This is a genomic window from Serratia sp. K-E0102 (assembly GCF_029962625.1).
In the GTDB taxonomy this organism is placed as follows: domain Bacteria; phylum Pseudomonadota; class Gammaproteobacteria; order Enterobacterales; family Enterobacteriaceae; genus Serratia; species Serratia sarumanii.
Genome location: NZ_CP124754.1, coordinates 2,598,960 through 2,614,760, shown reverse-complemented (window position 1 = coordinate 2,614,760; position 15,801 = coordinate 2,598,960). Strand labels below are relative to the sequence as shown.

The window sequence follows — 15,801 nt, the reverse complement described above, 5'->3', positions numbered from 1 at the left end:
TGAAAGATCGGCAAAGTTATGGCGCCGAGGCCGCGTTGGCGAACGCCAATAATCGCGGCGCGCAATCATAAAACCGGGCTTATCTATAGGAAATTTATAGAAAATACCCACTTTTCGTTAAAGCCATGACGGCTACATTCCCTTAACATTATCAAGTCTTTTTATGATAATTATTAGCACGCTGCGCAATTATTCGTCGCAGTGATGTTACGGATTAAATCCGTTTGTTTAAGGGATAGTTTCACCATGGAAATCAATGTTAATGGCCGGGTGGTTCCACTCGGCGATATCTCGCCCGAAACCTCGCTGCTGTATGTTTTACGCAACGATCTGCAATTGAACGGCCCCAAATACGGCTGCGGCCTGGGGGAGTGCGGCGCCTGCACGGTGCTGATCGACGGCGTCGCCGCACGCTCCTGCTCAATGCCGCTGTCCGCCGTAGGAAACAAGTCCGTCACCACGCTGGAAGGCCTGGGCACCGCGGAAGCGCCGCATCCGGTACAGCAAGGGTTTATTGATGAGCAGGCGGCGCAGTGCGGTTACTGCGCCAACGGCATGATCATGACGCTGGTCGCGCTGTTCGAACGCGAGCCGCAGGCTGACGAACAAACCATCAAGAAAGAATTGGCCTACAACCTGTGCCGCTGCGGCACGCATATCGAGATCTTGCACGCCGCCGAGCGCGCCCGCGATCTGCTGGCCGCGCGGAGGCAAGCATGAGCCGCCTCGAACTGACCCGCCGCCAGCTGCTGCAGGCCGGCGGTGTGGTGATGGTCAGCAGCTTGCTGCCTGCGCCATTGAGCGCCTTCGCCGCCGATGCGGTGACATCGCCCGTCGATCTGCCGCTGGATCGGGTAGACAGCTTTATCAGCCTCAGCGCCGACGGCCGGGTGACGGCGTTCAACGGCCACGTCGATCTGGGCACCGGCATTCGCACCGCGCTGGCGCAGATCGTCGCCGATGAAATTTGCGTGCCGTTTGATCACGTCACGATGATCCTTGGCGATACGCAACGCACGCCGGATCAGGGGCCGACCATCGCCAGCGCCACCCTTCAGGTGACCTCAGTGCCGCTGCGGCAGGCGGCGGCGCAGGTGCGACAGATGCTGACGGCGCTGGCGGCCAAAGCCTTCGAACTGCCGGCCGAACAGCTGACGGCGGCGGCGGGGCAGGTATTTGTGACCAGGAACCCAGGGCGATCGCTGAGCTATGCGCAGCTGGCGAGCGGGCAAAATCTGCACGTGATGCTGGATAAAAACGTGCAGCTGAACAGCGAACGGCAGAACCACTATGTGGGTCGCGCCGTGCCCCGGGTCGATATTCCGGCCAAGGTCAGCGGTGGGCTGACCTACGTCCACGACCTGCGCTTGCCCGGCATGCTGCATGGCCGCGTGGTGCGCCCGCCATACGTAGGCGCCGACAGCAGCGCGCCGTTGGGCGGCGGCCTGCTGTCGGTGGATGAAAGCTCGATCGCGCACCTGCCGGGCATCGTGAAACTGGTGGTGATCAACGATTTCATCGGCATCGTGGCCGAGCGCGAGGAGCAGGCGATCGCCGCCATGCGCCAACTGAAAACCGAATGGAAACCCTGGGCCGGGTTGCCGGATCTGTCGCCGGAAGCGCTGCCCGCCGCGCTGGAGGCCAATCCGAAAACCGACCGCGTGCTGCGCGACGACGCGGGCACTGATGCCGCGCTGGCGGCGCTGCATACCGCAGTGCAGGCCGACTATGTCTGGCCTTACCATCAGCACGCCTCGATCGGCCCTTCCTGCGCGGTGGCGGAAGTCAAAGACGGGCGGGCGCAGGTGTGGTCCGGCACGCAAAACCCGCACGATCTGCGCAAAGACATCGCCAGGCTGCTCGAGCTGCCGCCTGGGCAGGTGCACATCACCCGCATGGAGGCCTCCGGCTGCTATGGCCGCAACTGCGCCGACGACGTCTCGGCGGACGCGGCGCTGCTGGCGCGGGCCACCGGCCGGCCGGTGCGCGTGCAGCTGATGCGCGAACAGGAATCCGGCTGGGAGCCGAAGGGCACCGGCCAGCTGATTCGGGTGCGCGGTGGCCTCGACGCGCAAAACCGGGTGGCGGCCTACGAATTGAAAACCAGCTACCCCTCCAACAATGCCGTGACCTTGCCGCTGGTGTTGACCGGCAAAGTGGCCAACCGGGGCGACGTGCAGCAAATGGGCGATCGCACCGCCATTCCGCAATACGAGTATCCGCACATGCGGGTGGTCTGTCAGGACGCCGCGCCGATCGTGCGGGCTTCGTGGATGCGCGGCGTTTCGGCGCTGCCCAACGTGTTCGCCCATGAGTCCTGGATCGACGAGCTGGCCTGGCGCGCCGGCGAGGATCCGATCGCGTTTCGTTTGCGCTATCTGAACGATCCGCGCGCGGTGGCGTTGATTGAAGCGCTGAAACGGCAGGCGAACTGGCAAGACGGCCCGGCGCACCGCTCGCGCGCCGCCGGCGCCGAAGTGGTGAGCGGCCGCGGCTTCGCCTATGCGCGCTATTTTCACAGCAAATTCCCCGGCTTCGGCGCCGCCTGGGCGGTCTGGGTGTGCGATCTCAGCGTCAACCGCCGCTCCGGGCAGATCACGCTCGATAAAATCTTCGTGGCGCATGACTGCGGCCGCATGATCAACCCGGCCGGGGTGCGCCATCAGGTGCACGGCAACGTCATCCAGTCCGCCAGCCGGGTGCTGAAAGAGTTCGTGACCTTCAACAAGACGGGGGTGACGTCATTGGACTGGGGCGGCTATCCGATCCTGCGTTTCGACGAGCTGCCGCAGATCGATATCCAGCTGATCGATCGCCCGGAGGAAGCGCCGATGGGCGCCGGAGAATCCGCCTCGGTGCCGAGTGCGGCGGCGATCGGCAACGCGCTGTTTGACGCGCTCGGCGTGCGGCTGCGCGAGGTGCCGTTTACGCCGGCGCGGGTGCTTGCCGCGCTGCGCGCCCAGGCCGGCCATTAATCCCCGTCACGAACAAGGACAGCAAAGATGAGTAAGATGAAAAAGATCGCCGGGTGGGGCGGGGTTACGGTGCTCGCCGTGGTGGTGGCCGGCGTTGTCGCCAGTTGGCAACCGGAAATCGCGCCGCTCGCCGCCGACGCGACGCACAGTTTTAGCGAGGCGCAGATTGCGCGCGGCAAAACGCTGGCCGATCTCGGCGATTGCGCGGTGTGCCACACCCGTTCGGGCGGCGAGCGCAACGCCGGCGGGCTGGCGATGGCGATCCCCTTCGGCACCATTTACACCACCAACATCACGCCGGACGTGGAAACCGGCATCGGCAGCTGGAGCTACGCGGCGTTTGAACGCGCCATGCGCCACGGCGTCGATCGCCAGGGCCGCTACCTTTATCCGGCGTTTCCCTATACCGCCTTTACCCGCACGAGTGACGACGATCTGCAGGCGCTGTACGCCTACCTGATGTCGCAACCGCCGGTCAACTATCGGCCGCCGGTCACCGATCTGTACTTTCCGTTCAATATCCGCCAGGGCATCTTCGCCTGGAACCTGCTGTTCCTGACGCCGGGCGCGATGCAGGAAAACCCGGCCCAAAGCGCCGCCTGGAACCGCGGCGCTTATCTGGCCGAAGGGCTGGGGCACTGCAGCGCCTGCCACTCGCCGCGCAACGTGTTGTTCGGCGAGAAAACCGGTAGCGACCACCTGGCCGGCGGCGTGGCGGAAGGCTGGACGGCGCCGGCGTTGACCGGCCGCTCGCCCGCGCCGCTCGATTGGACGCAGCAGGATCTGGTCGATTTCATGCGTACCGGCTACTCGGCCAACCACGGCGTGGCCGCCGGCCCGATGGCGCCGGTGATCGAAGAAGGGTTGTCCCGCTTGCCGCAGGCGGATCTGCAGGCGATCGCCGTCTATCTGCGCAGCTATCATCCTGAAACGGCGGCGGGCGCGACGGCGGCCACGTTGAACGCTAAGGCGGAGCGGCAGGTCGAGCCCCTGAGCTCGCAAGGCGCGCGGCTGTTTTCCGGCGCCTGCATGGCTTGTCATGCGCAGGAAAAGGGCGCGCCGATGGCGGGGGTGCGGCCTTCTCTGGCGCTGAACACCAACCTGTTCGCCGAGGCGCCGGACAACGCCATTCGCGTGGTGCTGGATGGCATACAGCGGCCGGCGAACGCCGAACTGGGCTATATGCCGGGCTTCCGCCATAACCTGGATGACGCGCAGATCGCCATCCTGCTCAACTATCTGCGGCAGCACTACGCCGGTCAGGCGCCGTGGCCCGATCTGACCGCGCAGGTCAGCCGTTTGCGCGCCGAAACCGCGCAGAAATAGCCGTCGGGGGCTGGACAGCCGCGTCGCGTTGGCGACAATAGGATCTTTCACATGGACAGGGGCAGTAAAATGAATACGTTAGACGCAATCCGCCAGCGCCGCGCCACCAAACAGTTTGATGCGCAGCACGTGATGACGCTCGAAGAGAAAAAAGCGTTGCTGACTATCGCGCTGCAGGGCGCACCCAGCGCTTTTAACCTGCAGCACTGGCGCCCGCTGCTGATCGAAGATCGCGCCCAGCGCGAGAAAATTCGCGAAGCGGCGTGGGGGCAGGCACAGGTCACCGACGCGTCGATGCTGGTCGTGCTGTGCGGCGATCTGTCGAGCTGGGAGTCACAGGTAAAAAACGTCTGGGCCGAGGCGGCGGAGCCGGTACAGCAGTTCATGATCCCGGCCGTCGATCAGTATTATCGCGGTAAGCCGCAGGTGCAGCGCGACGAAGTGATGCGCAGCAGCGGCATCTTTGCCCAGACGCTGATGCTGGCGGCCAAGGCGCAGGGCTACGACTCTTGCCCGATGGACGGGTTTGATTTCGACGCCGTGGGCGAGATCATCAACAAACCGGCGCACTATCAGATCGCGCTGATGGTCGCCATCGGCAAGGCGGCGGGGCAGCCTTATCCGCGCATCGGCAAACTGCCGTTCGACGAGGTGGTGAAAACCGATCGTTTCTGAGCTGAGCGGTGAATGACAAAAGGGAAGGCTTGCGCCTTCCCTTATTTTTTTGCGACGCACAGTTCGTTCCAGTAGCTGAAACGGATGCGCCGTTGCAGGCGGTGATGCCACATGGCCAACTCCTTCTACCCTACACGGTGTAAATAAATAACACCGCGCCGGTCGCAAGACGAATGCCTTATTGTGCATAGCTTGCCCGCCGGACGGGATTAACCGGTTTTATCAGCCCGCCGGGCGACCGGCGAGAGCCGCCAGCCGAAGTTCATGCCCGCCGCGGCGCCCAGGATCGCCAGCGTGCCCAGCAGCTGTAACAGACTGAGGCGGTGGCCGAACGCCGCCCAGTCCACCACGATCGCCACCGCCGGGTAGATGAACGACAGGGCGCCGACCAGAGAGGTGGGGATCTTCTGAATGGCGCCGTACAGCAGCGTGGACATCAAGCCGGTATGCACCAGGCCGAGGGTCGCCAGCAGCAGCCAGTCGATCGGGGCCGCAGGTGGCGTGGCCAGGCCGGCGAACGGCGCCATCACCAGCGCGCCGACGGTCAGCTGAATCAACACGATCAGCTGCGGCGGCAGCGCGGCCAGCTGTTTGACGATCGCCGCCGCAATGGCGTACATCAGGGCCGCGCCCAGCGCCAGCGCCACGCCGAGCAGATAGTCATCGCCGCCGCCGTTTTGCCGGCCAGTGACGATCAACACCATTCCCGCGAACGCCAGCAGAAGCCAGCCCAGCCGATTAGCCGTCAGTTTTTCGCCGAACAGCAGCGCCCCCAGCGCCACCAACATGAACGGCTGAACGTGGTAGGTAACGGTGGCGACCGCGATCGAGGCATGCGCATAGGCGGCAAACAGCAGCGTCCAGTTGAGCACCAGGGCGATTCCCCCCAGAATGGCGAAGCTCAGCTGGCGCCGGTTGATCGCGCCTGATTTCAGCTGACCGAGTGCGGCGCAGGTCGCCAGCATGGCCAGCGCGCCGAACGCGCAGCGCCAAAACACCACCGTCGCGGGCGGCTGCCCTAAAACGAGCACCGGCCACCCCACGGTGCCGGAGATGGTCATGGCGAGGATCATTTGCACTGCGCCGCGCGTTTTCGTTTTCATGTGGTTTCCCTCGTCGCCTGCCCGCACTTGCGGCAAAGCGGTGCAATCATTAAAATGAACAATCGAACATTATGATGAACATGAATACGAGTGTTCGTCAAGTCGAACAAATGGATGGTATAGCGAACAATGAGCGATAGCCTAATGCAGAACATCACGCCGATCGGCCTCTTGTCGGCGGCGATCCGCCGCGAGCGGGAGCGAGTGAACCTGTCCGTCACCGAACTGGCGAAGCGCGCGGGCATCGCCAAGTCCACGCTGTCGCAGCTGGAAGCCGGCAGTGGCAATCCCAGCCTGGAAACGCTATGGGCGCTGGCGATGGCGCTGGATGTGCCGGTCAGCCGGCTGATTTCACAACCGAGCAGGCAGGTGCAGGTGATCCGCGCCCATGAGGGTACGCCGGCGCTGTCGGAGCAGGGCAACTACGCCGCCACGCTGCTGGCCACCTGCCCGCCGGGGGCGCAGCGCGACATTTACCGGCTGCGGGTGCAGCCCGGAGAAGCCAAGCTTTCCCGGCCGCATCCTCCCGGCACCGTCGAGCATGTGATTATCAGCAGCGGGCGCGCGCGCCTGGGGCCGGCAGACCAACCGCAGGAGCTGAGCGCCGGCGATTACATCAGCTATTCCGCCGATCGCGAGCACGTTTTCGAAGCGCTGGAGCCGGAGACCACCGCCGTGATGCTGATCGAACAGGGCTAACCTGGGCGTTGACGGTTCGTTTATTGAAAATGATTCTCAATTATATTAGTGTGCCCGCCTGTTTTGACGCCGGGACGGGCGCGTAGCCCGGCGTCGCTGTTTATTGCCCTTCAAGGACCGAAGATGAAAATCGCTATTCCTTCCCTGCTGTTATTCGCCGGTTTGACGGCGACGCACCCGGCCACCGTGTTGGCCGTCGCACCGCACGCCGCGGCGGATCAGGGCCAGAACGACACGGCCAACAACGATTTCAGCTTCGTACGCTATCGCGCGGATTACCGCGTCAACGCCAACGCCACCAACGTGAAGACGGAAAGCTACGAAGTGCTGCTGAAGACCAAGGCGGCGGTCGAGAAATTCAGCCAGATCCGCCTGAGCTACAGCGAAAAAATGGAAACGCTGGAGGTGGTCGCCGCCTACACGCTGACCGCCGACGGCCAGCGCCACGACGTGGCGCCCGATCGCATCTATACCCAGGAAAGCTATTCCAGCGCCACGGCGCCGCTGTATGCCGACCGTAAAGTGCGCGTCATCGTGTTCTCCAACCTGGCGCCGGGATCGCGCGTGGTGTATGAGCTGCGCCGCACGCAAAACACGCCGTATTTCCCCGACTATTTCGGCCTGTGGGAGACGTTCAGCGTTTTCGATCAGTTCGACGATGCCGAAGTGACCCTGCAGGCGCCCGCCAAGCTGCCGATGCATATTTTCACGCGCGGCGTGGCGGGCGGAGACAAGCCGCAGATCCGCGACGGGCAGGCGCACTGGCGCTGGCATTATTCACGCAGCGCGCCGATGAAATCGCAAAACTGGGCGGCGGACAGCTGGACCTTCAGCCCGACCATCATGGCCAGCACCTACCGCGAGTGGCCGCAGTTGGCCAAGGCCTACCAGCTGAAGGCCGGCGCGGCGGCGCAGGTGACGCCGGGCATCCAGGCGTTGGCGGACAACATCACCGCCGGCATCAGCGATCGGCGCGAGCAGGCGGAGGCCCTCTATCGCTGGGTGGCGCAAAACATTCGTTACGTGGCGGTGTATCTGGGCAACGGCGGGCTGGAGCCGAATTCGGCGCAGAGCATTCTCGACAACCACTACGGCGACTGCAAGGATCACGTGGTGATCCTGGAGGCGCTGCTCGCCGCCAAAGGCATTGCAAGCTCGCCGGTGCTGATCGGCATGGACGAAGGCCCGATACTGCCTAAAGTGCCGCTGCTCAGCCGCTTTAATCACGCCATCACCTACGTGCCGGAATTCAAACTGTACCTGGATTCCACCAATCCGTGGGCGCGCTTCGGGCAACTGCCGGAAGGCGATCTGGGGGCGCCGGTGCTGCTGACGCGCGACGCCAAACTGGCGCGTACGCCGGGCAGCGACGAGCAGCCGGTCAAGAGCGCGCTGAGCGTCGATTTCGTGTTCGACAAAGCGGGTAATCTGCACGGGCAAACCGAGCGTCGGCTGAGCGAAGTGGAAGAGATTGACCTGCGGGGCTACTTCTCGCAGATCAACCGGCAGAACCGGGCGCAGGCCGAAGCGTCGATCATGTCCGCCTCCGGCATCGACGGCAGCGGCGAGGTGGCGATGAACAGCGATCCGCTGGATCTCAAAAAACAGTTCGGTTACCGCTTCCGCTTCAAGGCGGACGACTACGTCGATTTCGGCGTGGTGGGTGGCATGACGCTGCCCAATCCGCCCGGCGGCAAATCGTTCCGCACGCTGTATACCACCACGGCGGCGCCGGGCAACGAAACGCCGTTCTACTGCAGCGCGCAGCGCTACGACGAAACCTACCGTCTGCAGCTGCCGGCCAACGTGCCGATCATCGCCATCCCGCAAGACAGGCAGTTCCGCAATGCGGCGGGCGACTATCGCGTGGCGTGGCGGCGCGACGGGCAGCAGGTGATCGTCAATCATCAGCTGCAGGTGAACGCCATCCGCGGCAAGGAGGCGCTGTGCCAGGCGCAGGATTACCCGGCGTTCCGCGAGCTGTTCCAGCAGGTGCGGCGCGGTTTCCGCGGCCAGGTGGTGTACGGCGAATTGGCCACCGGCAAGTAAGCCGATGCCCCGTCGCGTTCGGCGGCGGGGCGCACGCCTCAGTTGAACTCGCCCGCGACCTCGGACCACAGGCTGACGCGGCAACCGCGTGCGGCGAAATAGTCCATCTCGCGCTTGATGCCGCCGCTCTCCTGCCAACCCGGCAAATCGAGCACGATCAACTCATCCATCGCCGCCATGAACAGGGCGTCGATCGGCGCCCACAGCCTGCCGATGGCGGTTTTGTCGAGCTCTTGCAAACACAGGTTGATCGGATGCGACATGCTGACCTGGCTAAAAACGGCGCTGCCGGCACGCACGATAGCGGCGGCGACCTCGTTGCAGGCGATAAAGCGTTGCTGCACGACGTTGGCGTCGGCGTGGCTGTAGGGGCAGGCCAAAAATATCTTTCTCATTACCGTTTACTCTCTCAATAACTAGAACGTGGGAAAAAAGGGCGCAGCTTCCCGTGAGGCGGCGCCCCGTTTATTTTTTATGGTGCAGGGATAAATTCAGCGAGCGGCGGCGGCGATGGCCGTCGCTTGCCTTTGCGTCTGTTCTTTTTCCAGCAATTCGGCTTCCGGCACCGAAATCTTGATGGCGATCAGCACGGCAATCATGCCGCCGAGGAATTTACCCATCATGATCGGCAGTACCAGCGAAGGTTGGAAGTTGGCGGTAAACGCCAGGTGATCGCCCAACGTGGCCTGCGCACAGATGCCGAAGGCGACGCACAGCACCTTATCGCGCGCCCGCATGCCTTTGAACAGGTGATAAACCGCGATGATATTGGCCAACACCATAATAAAGCCCAGCGCGCCGGTATCTGATAAGCCGAGTTTTTTGCCGATGAAATGCATCGGCTTGCGGCAATAGCGCTGGAACAAATAACAAATGGGGAATGTGCCCGCCAACATAATGCCGATGTAACCGGCAATCTCGATGGCGCGGAATAATTCGTCTTTGTCGGCGAATAACGGATCGAATACCCAGCCGCCGAACACCTTTTTAAACACGCCGGTGAAATGCTCGATGATGCACAGCGCCAGCACCAGTTTGATAAAGGCGTCCGCCGCCTTGCCGAAGATCAGGAACCCCTTCACCATGGCCGCCGGCCGCAGCTTCAGGCCCAGCGCCAGCAGGAAACACAGGACGAACAGCGGCGACAGCAGCCGCAGCGCCTGCAGGAAGTCCAGCTGCAGGTAGTGCGCGGCGGGCGAGGTGGTGGAAATGATCTCCCTGACCGGCAGGTTGTTGAAGGTGATGGTCACCAGGGCGATCAGCACGGCGAACGGAATGCTGATCAGGCCCGCCATCGCGCCCAGCGCCAGATATTTATGGTCGTCGCGGTTCAGCATGATAAGCCCGACCGGGATCAGGTACACGATGCTGGCGCCGGAGGTGTATCCCACCAGCATGGCGACGATCCACATGTCGCGGTTGGCGGCGATGGCGTCGGCCAACTGATAGCCGCCCATGTCCACGGCGATCACCGCCAGCGCCGCGATTGAGGCGTCGGAGCCCAGCGCCGAGAAGAAGGGGCCGATGCTGTGCATGATCAGGTAAGAGATGATCGGGATCGCCGCCATGATACCCGCCTGGGCGAGAAACACCGGGCCGATGGCGTGAATGCCGTTGACGAACTCGCGCCCCAGTTCACCTTCCGGTTTGACGATCGACGCCAGCGCGCCGATCAGGGTGCCGGCCATGATGATATAGATGATGAAATTACCGAACTCAGCCATGGTGCTCCTCCTGCGATGAACGTAAGCCGCGCGAGCGCGCGATGATTTCCTGATAGCGGGCGAACCAGACCGCCATATCGACCTCGGCGGGCTCCGTCACTTCATAGCGGTTGAGCACCTTGAGCGGCTGTTCCATACCCAGCCCTTTACGCGCCAACTGCGCCACGCCCTGAGCGGTGATCTCTTTGTTGGCGGGCGTGACGATGCGCTTTTGGATCAGGTTGGCGAGGAACTGCGTGAAATAGCGGTTGGCGGACAGACCGCCGTCCACCGAAATGCTGTCGCCGATCGGTTTCAACTTATCCATGGCGTTGATCACCTCGGCGGAACGCATGGCGATGCCTTCGAGGATCGACTGCAGCAGATCCTTGCGTTCGGTTTCCAGCGACAGGCCGGCCCACACCCCGGCGGCGGAGCGATCCCAATACGGGCAGGCCAGCCCGGAAAGCGCGGGCACAAAGGCCAGGCCGCGCGCGATGGCCGGCTGGGCCGGAAAATCGCCGAATTCATCGAAGTCGTTGAACAGGCCTATCTTTCTCGCCCAGTTAATGGCGGAGGCTGCGTTATAAACGCCGCCGTCCAGGCCATACACCGGCTCGCTGCCGGGCAGCTTCCAGCACAGCGTGGGCAACAGGCCGGACTCGCCGGCGTCGATCGGGCGCGGCCCGGTGATCGCCTGTAAAAAGGCGCCGGTACCGAAGGTGATCTTCATCTGCCCCGGTTGATGGCAGCCGTGGCCGTATGTGCCGGCAAACTGGTCGACGATGCAGGCCGACAGCGGCACCGGCTTGCCGTTGAGCGCCACGTCGCCGAAGTGGCCGATGTTGTCTCTGACCTCGGGCAGGCTGTCGATCGGCACGCCGAACAAACGGCACAGCTCCTCGTCCCACTGCAGGGTATGGATGTTGAACAACGAGGTGCGCGAGGCCGAGTTATAGTCGGTGAGATGCCGGCCGCACAGGTGGAACAGGAAGAAGGCGTCCATGGTGCCGAGCCGCAGGCGGCCGCGTTGCGCCAGCTGCCTGGCCCCCGGGGCGTTGTTCATCAGCCAGCCCATCTTGCTGGCGGAGAAGTAGGTATCGAGCGGCAGGCCGGTTTTCGCCATCACCAGCGGTTCGGCGCCTTCGCGTTTCAGGCGCTGGATCTCCGGCTCGGTGCGCTGATCTTGCCAAACGATGGCGTTGTACAGCGGCAGGCCGCTGTCGGCGTCCCAGGCCAGCAGGCTTTCGCCCTGATGCCCCAAACCGATGGCGTCCACCATGTCGCACTGGCTGAGACAGCGGCGGATATTCGCCAAAATCTCCAGGGCGTCGTGTTCCACCCAGCCCGGATTGGGGGTGATCTGCTTGTGCGGCATGCTGGCCGGCGAATGGTGCCTGCCGTCTTCGCCGAACACCACGACCCGGGTGCCGGTGGTTCCCTGATCAATCGCGGCATAACGTTGATTCATCATTGCTTCGCTCTCTTATAGGTTTTGTTTTTTATTGTGCCTGGTGTTGGTTGTGTGACTGTTTTAATAATCTATCTTCAATTTCACACATTAAAGCAACATAAATCACAAGATAAAATAACCCCGCGTGATCGACCTCATACTTTTTGCTTATCACCCCATTCTGCCGCTTTTTTTTGGGAGTTATGTTGTTTTTGTCATTTCAAATGCGGTTATTGTGTGGTTTTATTGTGGTTATCACATCAAAACGGGACATCAGCATGATGGAAGAACAAACGGGTTGGGACATTGTCGTGATTGGCGGCGGTGTGGTCGGGTGTGCGGTATTCCGCAAATTCTGCCTGATGGGCGCCCGTACGCTGCTGTTGGAAAAGGGGGGCGATATCCTGTCCGGCGCCAGCAAAGCCAACAGCGCGCTGCTGCATACCGGCTTCGATGCGCCCAGCGGCAGCCTGGAGCTGCGCTGCATGCAGGCCGGCTACCGAGAATTTATCGCCATTCGCGAACGAATGAATCTGCCGCTGCTGCCCACCGGCGCGCTGGTCGTGGCCTGGGACGAGCAGCAGTTGGCGGCGCTGCCCGCGATCGTGCAGCAGGCGCATGACAACGGCGTGCCGGACGTGGCGCAGATCGACGCCGCCGAGCTGTATCGCCGTGAGCCGCAGCTGGCGCCCGGCGCATTGGCGGCGGTAGAGGTGCCGGGCGAGAGCGTGATCGATCCCTGGAGCACGCCGCTGGCTTACCTGACGCAGGGCGTCAAACACGGCGGCGACTATCGCTTCAATACCGAGGTGACCGGCGCCGAACGCTTGCCGACCGGCTGGCGGCTAACCAGCAACCGGGGCGAGTTTCACGGCAAAATCGTCATCAACTGCGCCGGCAATCAGGGCGACCGGGTAGAAAGTTTCTGCCATCAGCCCGAGTTTGAAATCCGCCCGCGCAAAGGGCAGTTCCTGGTGTTCGACAAGGCCGCCGCCGGGCAGGTCAACGCCATCATCTTGCCGGTACCGACGGCGATCACCAAAGGGGTGCTGCTGTCGAAAACCATCTTTGGCAATCTGTTGCTGGGGCCGACCGCCGAAGAACAGCAGGATCGCGAGACGGCGACGGTGGACGAAACCAAAATGCGCGAGCTGATCGAACAGGGGACACGGCTGCTGCCCACGCTGGCAAATTACAGCGTGACCGCCAGCTATGCCGGATTGCGCCCGGCGACAGAGCAGAAACACTATCGCATTCAGCACTATCCCGAGCGGCAGTGGATCTGCGTGGCGGGCATTCGTTCCACCGGCCTGACGGCGGCGCTCGGCATCGCGCAATATGTGGAGCAGCTTTACCGCGACCATTTTACGCCGTGCTTCACGCCGACGGCGCCGCAGACCGTGCATTGGCCGCAGATGCCGATGCTTGCCGACTACGCGCTGCGCGATTACGCGCGCCCGGACAACGGCGGCATCGTTTGCCATTGCGAGCTGGTGACCCAGCGGGAAATCGAGGCGGCGTTCGATTCCGCCGTGCCGCCGGAGTGCATCGGCGGGCTGCGGCGGCGCACGCGCGTGATGATGGGGCGCTGCAACGGTTTTTATTGCAGCAGCCGGGTGGCGGAAATGGTGGGCGATCGTTTTGGCCAGACGCTGGCCGTAGGGAGCATTGATGAAAACTGAGTATCAGGTGGCGATTGTCGGCGCCGGGCCGGCCGGGATCGCCGCGGCGACCGCGCTGCGGCAGGCGGGGATCGAGGATGTGGTGATCCTAGAGCGGGAGCAACAAGCGGGCGGCGTGCCAAGACACTGCCGGCACCCCACCTTCGGGCTGCAAACGTTTTACCGGCCGATGCTCGGCTCCACCTATGTCGATAAGATACTGGCGCGCGCCGGGCAGGTGGAGATCCGCACCGGCGTGACGGTGCTCGCCATCAGGCCGGACGGCGAGCTGACCATCACGGATCGCCACGGCGTCAGCACCTTGAAAGCGCAGCGGGTGATCCTGGCGACCGGCGTGCGCGAGACGCCGCGCCATCCGCGCCTGGTGAGCGGCCTGCGGCCGCAGGGCGTGCTGACCGCCGGCGCGCTGCAGCAGTTCGTCTATCTGCGCGGGCTGCAGCCGGGCAAGGCGCCGGTGGTGGTCGGCACCGAGCTGGTCAGTTTCTCCGCGCTGTGGACGCTGCGCAACGCCGGCGTGCGCGCCGTCGCCATGATTGAAAGCGGCGGCAGACCCGTCGCCTGGCGGCTGAGCGCGCTCTATGCGCGCCTGATGGGGGTGCCGATTCATTATTATTCGCGGGTGACCGATATTGCCGGCCGCGATCGGGTCGAATCCATCGAGGTGGAGAACCGCCGCGGGGAGAAACGGCGCATCGCCTGCGACAGCCTGATCTTCACCGGCCGCTTCACCGGGGAGTATACGCTGATCCGCCAGAGCCACCTGGCGCAGCGGCCGGACAGCGGCTGCCCGCTGACCGATCAGTTCGGCCGCTGTTCCGACGCCGCCTATTTCGCCGTCGGCAACATGCTGCATCCGGCGGACATGGGCGACCAGTGTTATCAGGAAGGGCTGCGCGTTGGCGAAGCCGTTGCCCGTTCGCTGCGGCGCACGCTGCCGCCGGCGCGGCAAATGCTTCCGGTGCGGCACGACGAGCGGATCCGCCTGACCGCGCCTGCCAACGTGGCGCTGATCGGCAAACCCAGCACGGTCACGATCAATATGCGGGTGGAGCGGGCGGTGTCCGGTTCGGTGGTGGTGCGGCTGGGCGAGGAAGTGCTGTATCGCAAAACGCATCGCTGCCTGCCGGAACGGCGGATCCTGCTGCGCAATATCGCTTTGCCGGCCGACGGCGAGCGTGACGCGCTGCACATCAGCATCGAATCCGCCGGGTGAACGACGGCTACGGCTTGCGTCTAACGCCCTGAAACCCGTAGTATTCGGTCAGTTGACGCCGCGAGTCCGGCGGAGGCAGTCACTCTTACTTAAGGCAGCGAGTGTAATGTGAATGGATATCTCTAATTCCGTGGATAGGCGCAATGAAATACTGGCGCTGATCCAGGCCAACGGCCGGGTTTACGTGAATGAGCTGGCGGATAAATTCCAGGTTTCGCAGGAAACCATTCGGCGCGATCTGAACAAGCTGGAAGATTATCGCCTGATCAAGAAGATCCACGGCGGCGCGGTCAGCAGCCAGTTCAAATTCGAGCATGAATTCAATGAACGGGCCAAAATCGCCGAGGCCGAGAAGCGCGCCATCGCGGAGAAAGCGGTGACGCTGATCCAGCCGGGCGATACGGTGTTCGTGGATTTCGGCTCCACCACGCTGGAGTTCGCCCGGCAGCTGGCGACCGTCGATCAGCTGACGGTCATCACCAATTCGCCGCTGATCGCCAACGTCTGTCTGGAAAATGACTCCATCGACGTGGTGCTGATCGGCGGGCAGTTCATCGGCTCCAAAATGGAGTGCCTGGGGGCGATCGCGTTGAATAACATTGAGGCGTTTTTCGCCGATTACGCCATCATCGGCGCCGGCGCGGTCAATGTGCAGACCGGGGTGATGGATCAAAACGTCAATGAGGCGGCCATCGCGCGCAAAATGATTGCGCAGAGCCGCAAATGCATCGTGCTGGCGGATGAAAACAAGCTGCGCGGGCATGCGATGACCCTGGTGGCCAAATGGCCCGAGATCGATTATCTGGTGACCTCCGACAGCGGCAACGCGCTGGAGGGGCTGGTTTTCCCGGCCAACGTCAATGTGTTGGTCGCACAGGTATAAAGGGTTATGAGCAGCCTTTCTCCGGGCCGAGCAACCCGGA

13 protein-coding genes are annotated in these 15,801 nt (G+C 63.1%); 9 read left to right on the top strand and 4 right to left on the bottom strand.

Features of this window, described 5'->3' with window-relative positions:
- The first annotated feature begins 246 nt into the window (after nucleotides 1-246).
- From SSARUM2_RS12555 to SSARUM2_RS12540, 4 genes are all read left to right on the top strand, one after another.
- Nucleotides 247-720, top strand: a complete 474-nt coding sequence (locus SSARUM2_RS12555; protein ID WP_060452638.1) for a (2Fe-2S)-binding protein — start codon at nucleotides 247-249, stop codon at nucleotides 718-720.
- On the top strand, nucleotides 717-2,975 hold the full coding sequence (locus tag SSARUM2_RS12550; RefSeq protein WP_060452639.1) for a molybdopterin cofactor-binding domain-containing protein: 2,259 nt from the start codon (nucleotides 717-719) through the stop codon (nucleotides 2,973-2,975). Before SSARUM2_RS12555 ends, SSARUM2_RS12550 begins: the two co-directional genes overlap by 4 nt.
- A 27-nt stretch (nucleotides 2,976-3,002) precedes the next feature.
- Nucleotides 3,003-4,301, top strand: coding sequence for a cytochrome c (locus tag SSARUM2_RS12545; protein WP_060452640.1), 1,299 nt, complete (start codon nucleotides 3,003-3,005; stop codon nucleotides 4,299-4,301).
- Nucleotides 4,302-4,370: 69 nt separating this feature from the next.
- Nucleotides 4,371-4,976, top strand: coding sequence for a nitroreductase family protein (locus tag SSARUM2_RS12540; RefSeq protein WP_033632999.1), 606 nt, complete (start codon nucleotides 4,371-4,373; stop codon nucleotides 4,974-4,976).
- Between the two features lie 209 nt (nucleotides 4,977-5,185).
- Here the strand turns inward: SSARUM2_RS12540 and SSARUM2_RS12535 are convergent, their stop codons facing one another.
- Nucleotides 5,186-6,079, bottom strand: coding sequence for a DMT family transporter (locus SSARUM2_RS12535; protein WP_039566050.1), 894 nt, complete (start codon nucleotides 6,077-6,079; stop codon nucleotides 5,186-5,188).
- A gap of 129 nt (nucleotides 6,080-6,208) precedes the next feature.
- Between SSARUM2_RS12535 and SSARUM2_RS12530 the strand changes: the two genes are divergently transcribed.
- Both SSARUM2_RS12530 and SSARUM2_RS12525 read left to right on the top strand, forming a co-directional pair.
- On the top strand, nucleotides 6,209-6,778 hold the full coding sequence (locus tag SSARUM2_RS12530) for an XRE family transcriptional regulator (protein WP_033634588.1): 570 nt from the start codon (nucleotides 6,209-6,211) through the stop codon (nucleotides 6,776-6,778).
- 123 nt (nucleotides 6,779-6,901) lie between these two features.
- The gene (locus SSARUM2_RS12525) at nucleotides 6,902-8,827 is read left to right on the top strand and encodes a DUF3857 domain-containing protein (RefSeq protein WP_060438639.1); all 1,926 of its coding nucleotides are present in this window, start codon (nucleotides 6,902-6,904) and stop codon (nucleotides 8,825-8,827) included.
- A 38-nt stretch (nucleotides 8,828-8,865) separates the two neighbouring features.
- Here SSARUM2_RS12525 and SSARUM2_RS12520 read toward each other — a convergent pair whose 3' ends face one another.
- The 3 genes from SSARUM2_RS12520 to SSARUM2_RS12510 form a co-directional block, all read right to left on the bottom strand.
- The gene (locus SSARUM2_RS12520) at nucleotides 8,866-9,222 is read right to left on the bottom strand and encodes a DUF1937 family protein (RefSeq protein WP_039566053.1); all 357 of its coding nucleotides are present in this window, start codon (nucleotides 9,220-9,222) and stop codon (nucleotides 8,866-8,868) included.
- 96 nt (nucleotides 9,223-9,318) lie between these two features.
- On the bottom strand, nucleotides 9,319-10,551 hold the full coding sequence (gene eutH, locus SSARUM2_RS12515) for an ethanolamine utilization protein EutH (RefSeq protein ID WP_039566054.1): 1,233 nt from the start codon (nucleotides 10,549-10,551) through the stop codon (nucleotides 9,319-9,321).
- Nucleotides 10,544-12,004: an FGGY family carbohydrate kinase gene (locus SSARUM2_RS12510; RefSeq protein ID WP_060452641.1), complete on the bottom strand. Its 1,461-nt coding sequence runs from the start codon at nucleotides 12,002-12,004 to the stop codon at nucleotides 10,544-10,546. Before SSARUM2_RS12510 ends, eutH begins: the two co-directional genes overlap by 8 nt.
- 257 nt (nucleotides 12,005-12,261) lie before the next feature.
- On the opposite strand from SSARUM2_RS12510, the gene SSARUM2_RS12505 reads away from it, so the two are divergent.
- The 3 genes from SSARUM2_RS12505 (at nucleotide 12,262) to SSARUM2_RS12495 (ending at nucleotide 15,761) form a co-directional block, all read left to right on the top strand.
- Complete coding sequence (locus tag SSARUM2_RS12505) at nucleotides 12,262-13,665, top strand: NAD(P)/FAD-dependent oxidoreductase (RefSeq protein WP_039566058.1); 1,404 nt, start codon at nucleotides 12,262-12,264, stop codon at nucleotides 13,663-13,665.
- Entirely contained in the window at nucleotides 13,655-14,878 is a 1,224-nt protein-coding gene (locus SSARUM2_RS12500; protein WP_049233264.1) for an FAD-dependent oxidoreductase, read from the top strand. The genes SSARUM2_RS12505 and SSARUM2_RS12500 overlap by 11 nt, the downstream gene beginning before the upstream one ends.
- A 112-nt stretch (nucleotides 14,879-14,990) precedes the next feature.
- Entirely contained in the window at nucleotides 14,991-15,761 is a 771-nt protein-coding gene (locus SSARUM2_RS12495) for a DeoR/GlpR family DNA-binding transcription regulator (protein ID WP_039566063.1), read from the top strand.
- Nucleotides 15,762-15,801: the final 40 nt, after the last annotated feature.

Excerpts from the sequence above, each read along its gene's own strand:
- SSARUM2_RS12510 (WP_060452641.1), bottom strand. The coding sequence starts at position 12,004 with ATGATGAATCAACGTTATGCCGCGATTGATCAGGGAACCACCGGCACC.
- SSARUM2_RS12520 (WP_039566053.1), bottom strand. The coding sequence starts at position 9,222 with ATGAGAAAGATATTTTTGGCCTGCCCCTACAGCCACGCCGACGCCAAC.
- SSARUM2_RS12495 (WP_039566063.1), top strand. The coding sequence starts at position 14,991 with ATGGATATCTCTAATTCCGTGGATAGGCGCAATGAAATACTGGCGCTG.
- SSARUM2_RS12555 (WP_060452638.1), top strand. The coding sequence starts at position 247 with ATGGAAATCAATGTTAATGGCCGGGTGGTTCCACTCGGCGATATCTCG.
- SSARUM2_RS12535 (WP_039566050.1), bottom strand. The coding sequence starts at position 6,079 with ATGAAAACGAAAACGCGCGGCGCAGTGCAAATGATCCTCGCCATGACC.
- SSARUM2_RS12530 (WP_033634588.1), top strand. The coding sequence starts at position 6,209 with ATGAGCGATAGCCTAATGCAGAACATCACGCCGATCGGCCTCTTGTCG.
- SSARUM2_RS12500 (WP_049233264.1), top strand. The coding sequence starts at position 13,655 with ATGAAAACTGAGTATCAGGTGGCGATTGTCGGCGCCGGGCCGGCCGGG.
- SSARUM2_RS12505 (WP_039566058.1), top strand. The coding sequence starts at position 12,262 with ATGATGGAAGAACAAACGGGTTGGGACATTGTCGTGATTGGCGGCGGT.
- SSARUM2_RS12550 (WP_060452639.1), top strand. The coding sequence starts at position 717 with ATGAGCCGCCTCGAACTGACCCGCCGCCAGCTGCTGCAGGCCGGCGGT.
- SSARUM2_RS12545 (WP_060452640.1), top strand. The coding sequence starts at position 3,003 with ATGAGTAAGATGAAAAAGATCGCCGGGTGGGGCGGGGTTACGGTGCTC.
- SSARUM2_RS12525 (WP_060438639.1), top strand. The coding sequence starts at position 6,902 with ATGAAAATCGCTATTCCTTCCCTGCTGTTATTCGCCGGTTTGACGGCG.
- SSARUM2_RS12540 (WP_033632999.1), top strand. The coding sequence starts at position 4,371 with ATGAATACGTTAGACGCAATCCGCCAGCGCCGCGCCACCAAACAGTTT.
- eutH (WP_039566054.1), bottom strand. The coding sequence starts at position 10,551 with ATGGCTGAGTTCGGTAATTTCATCATCTATATCATCATGGCCGGCACC.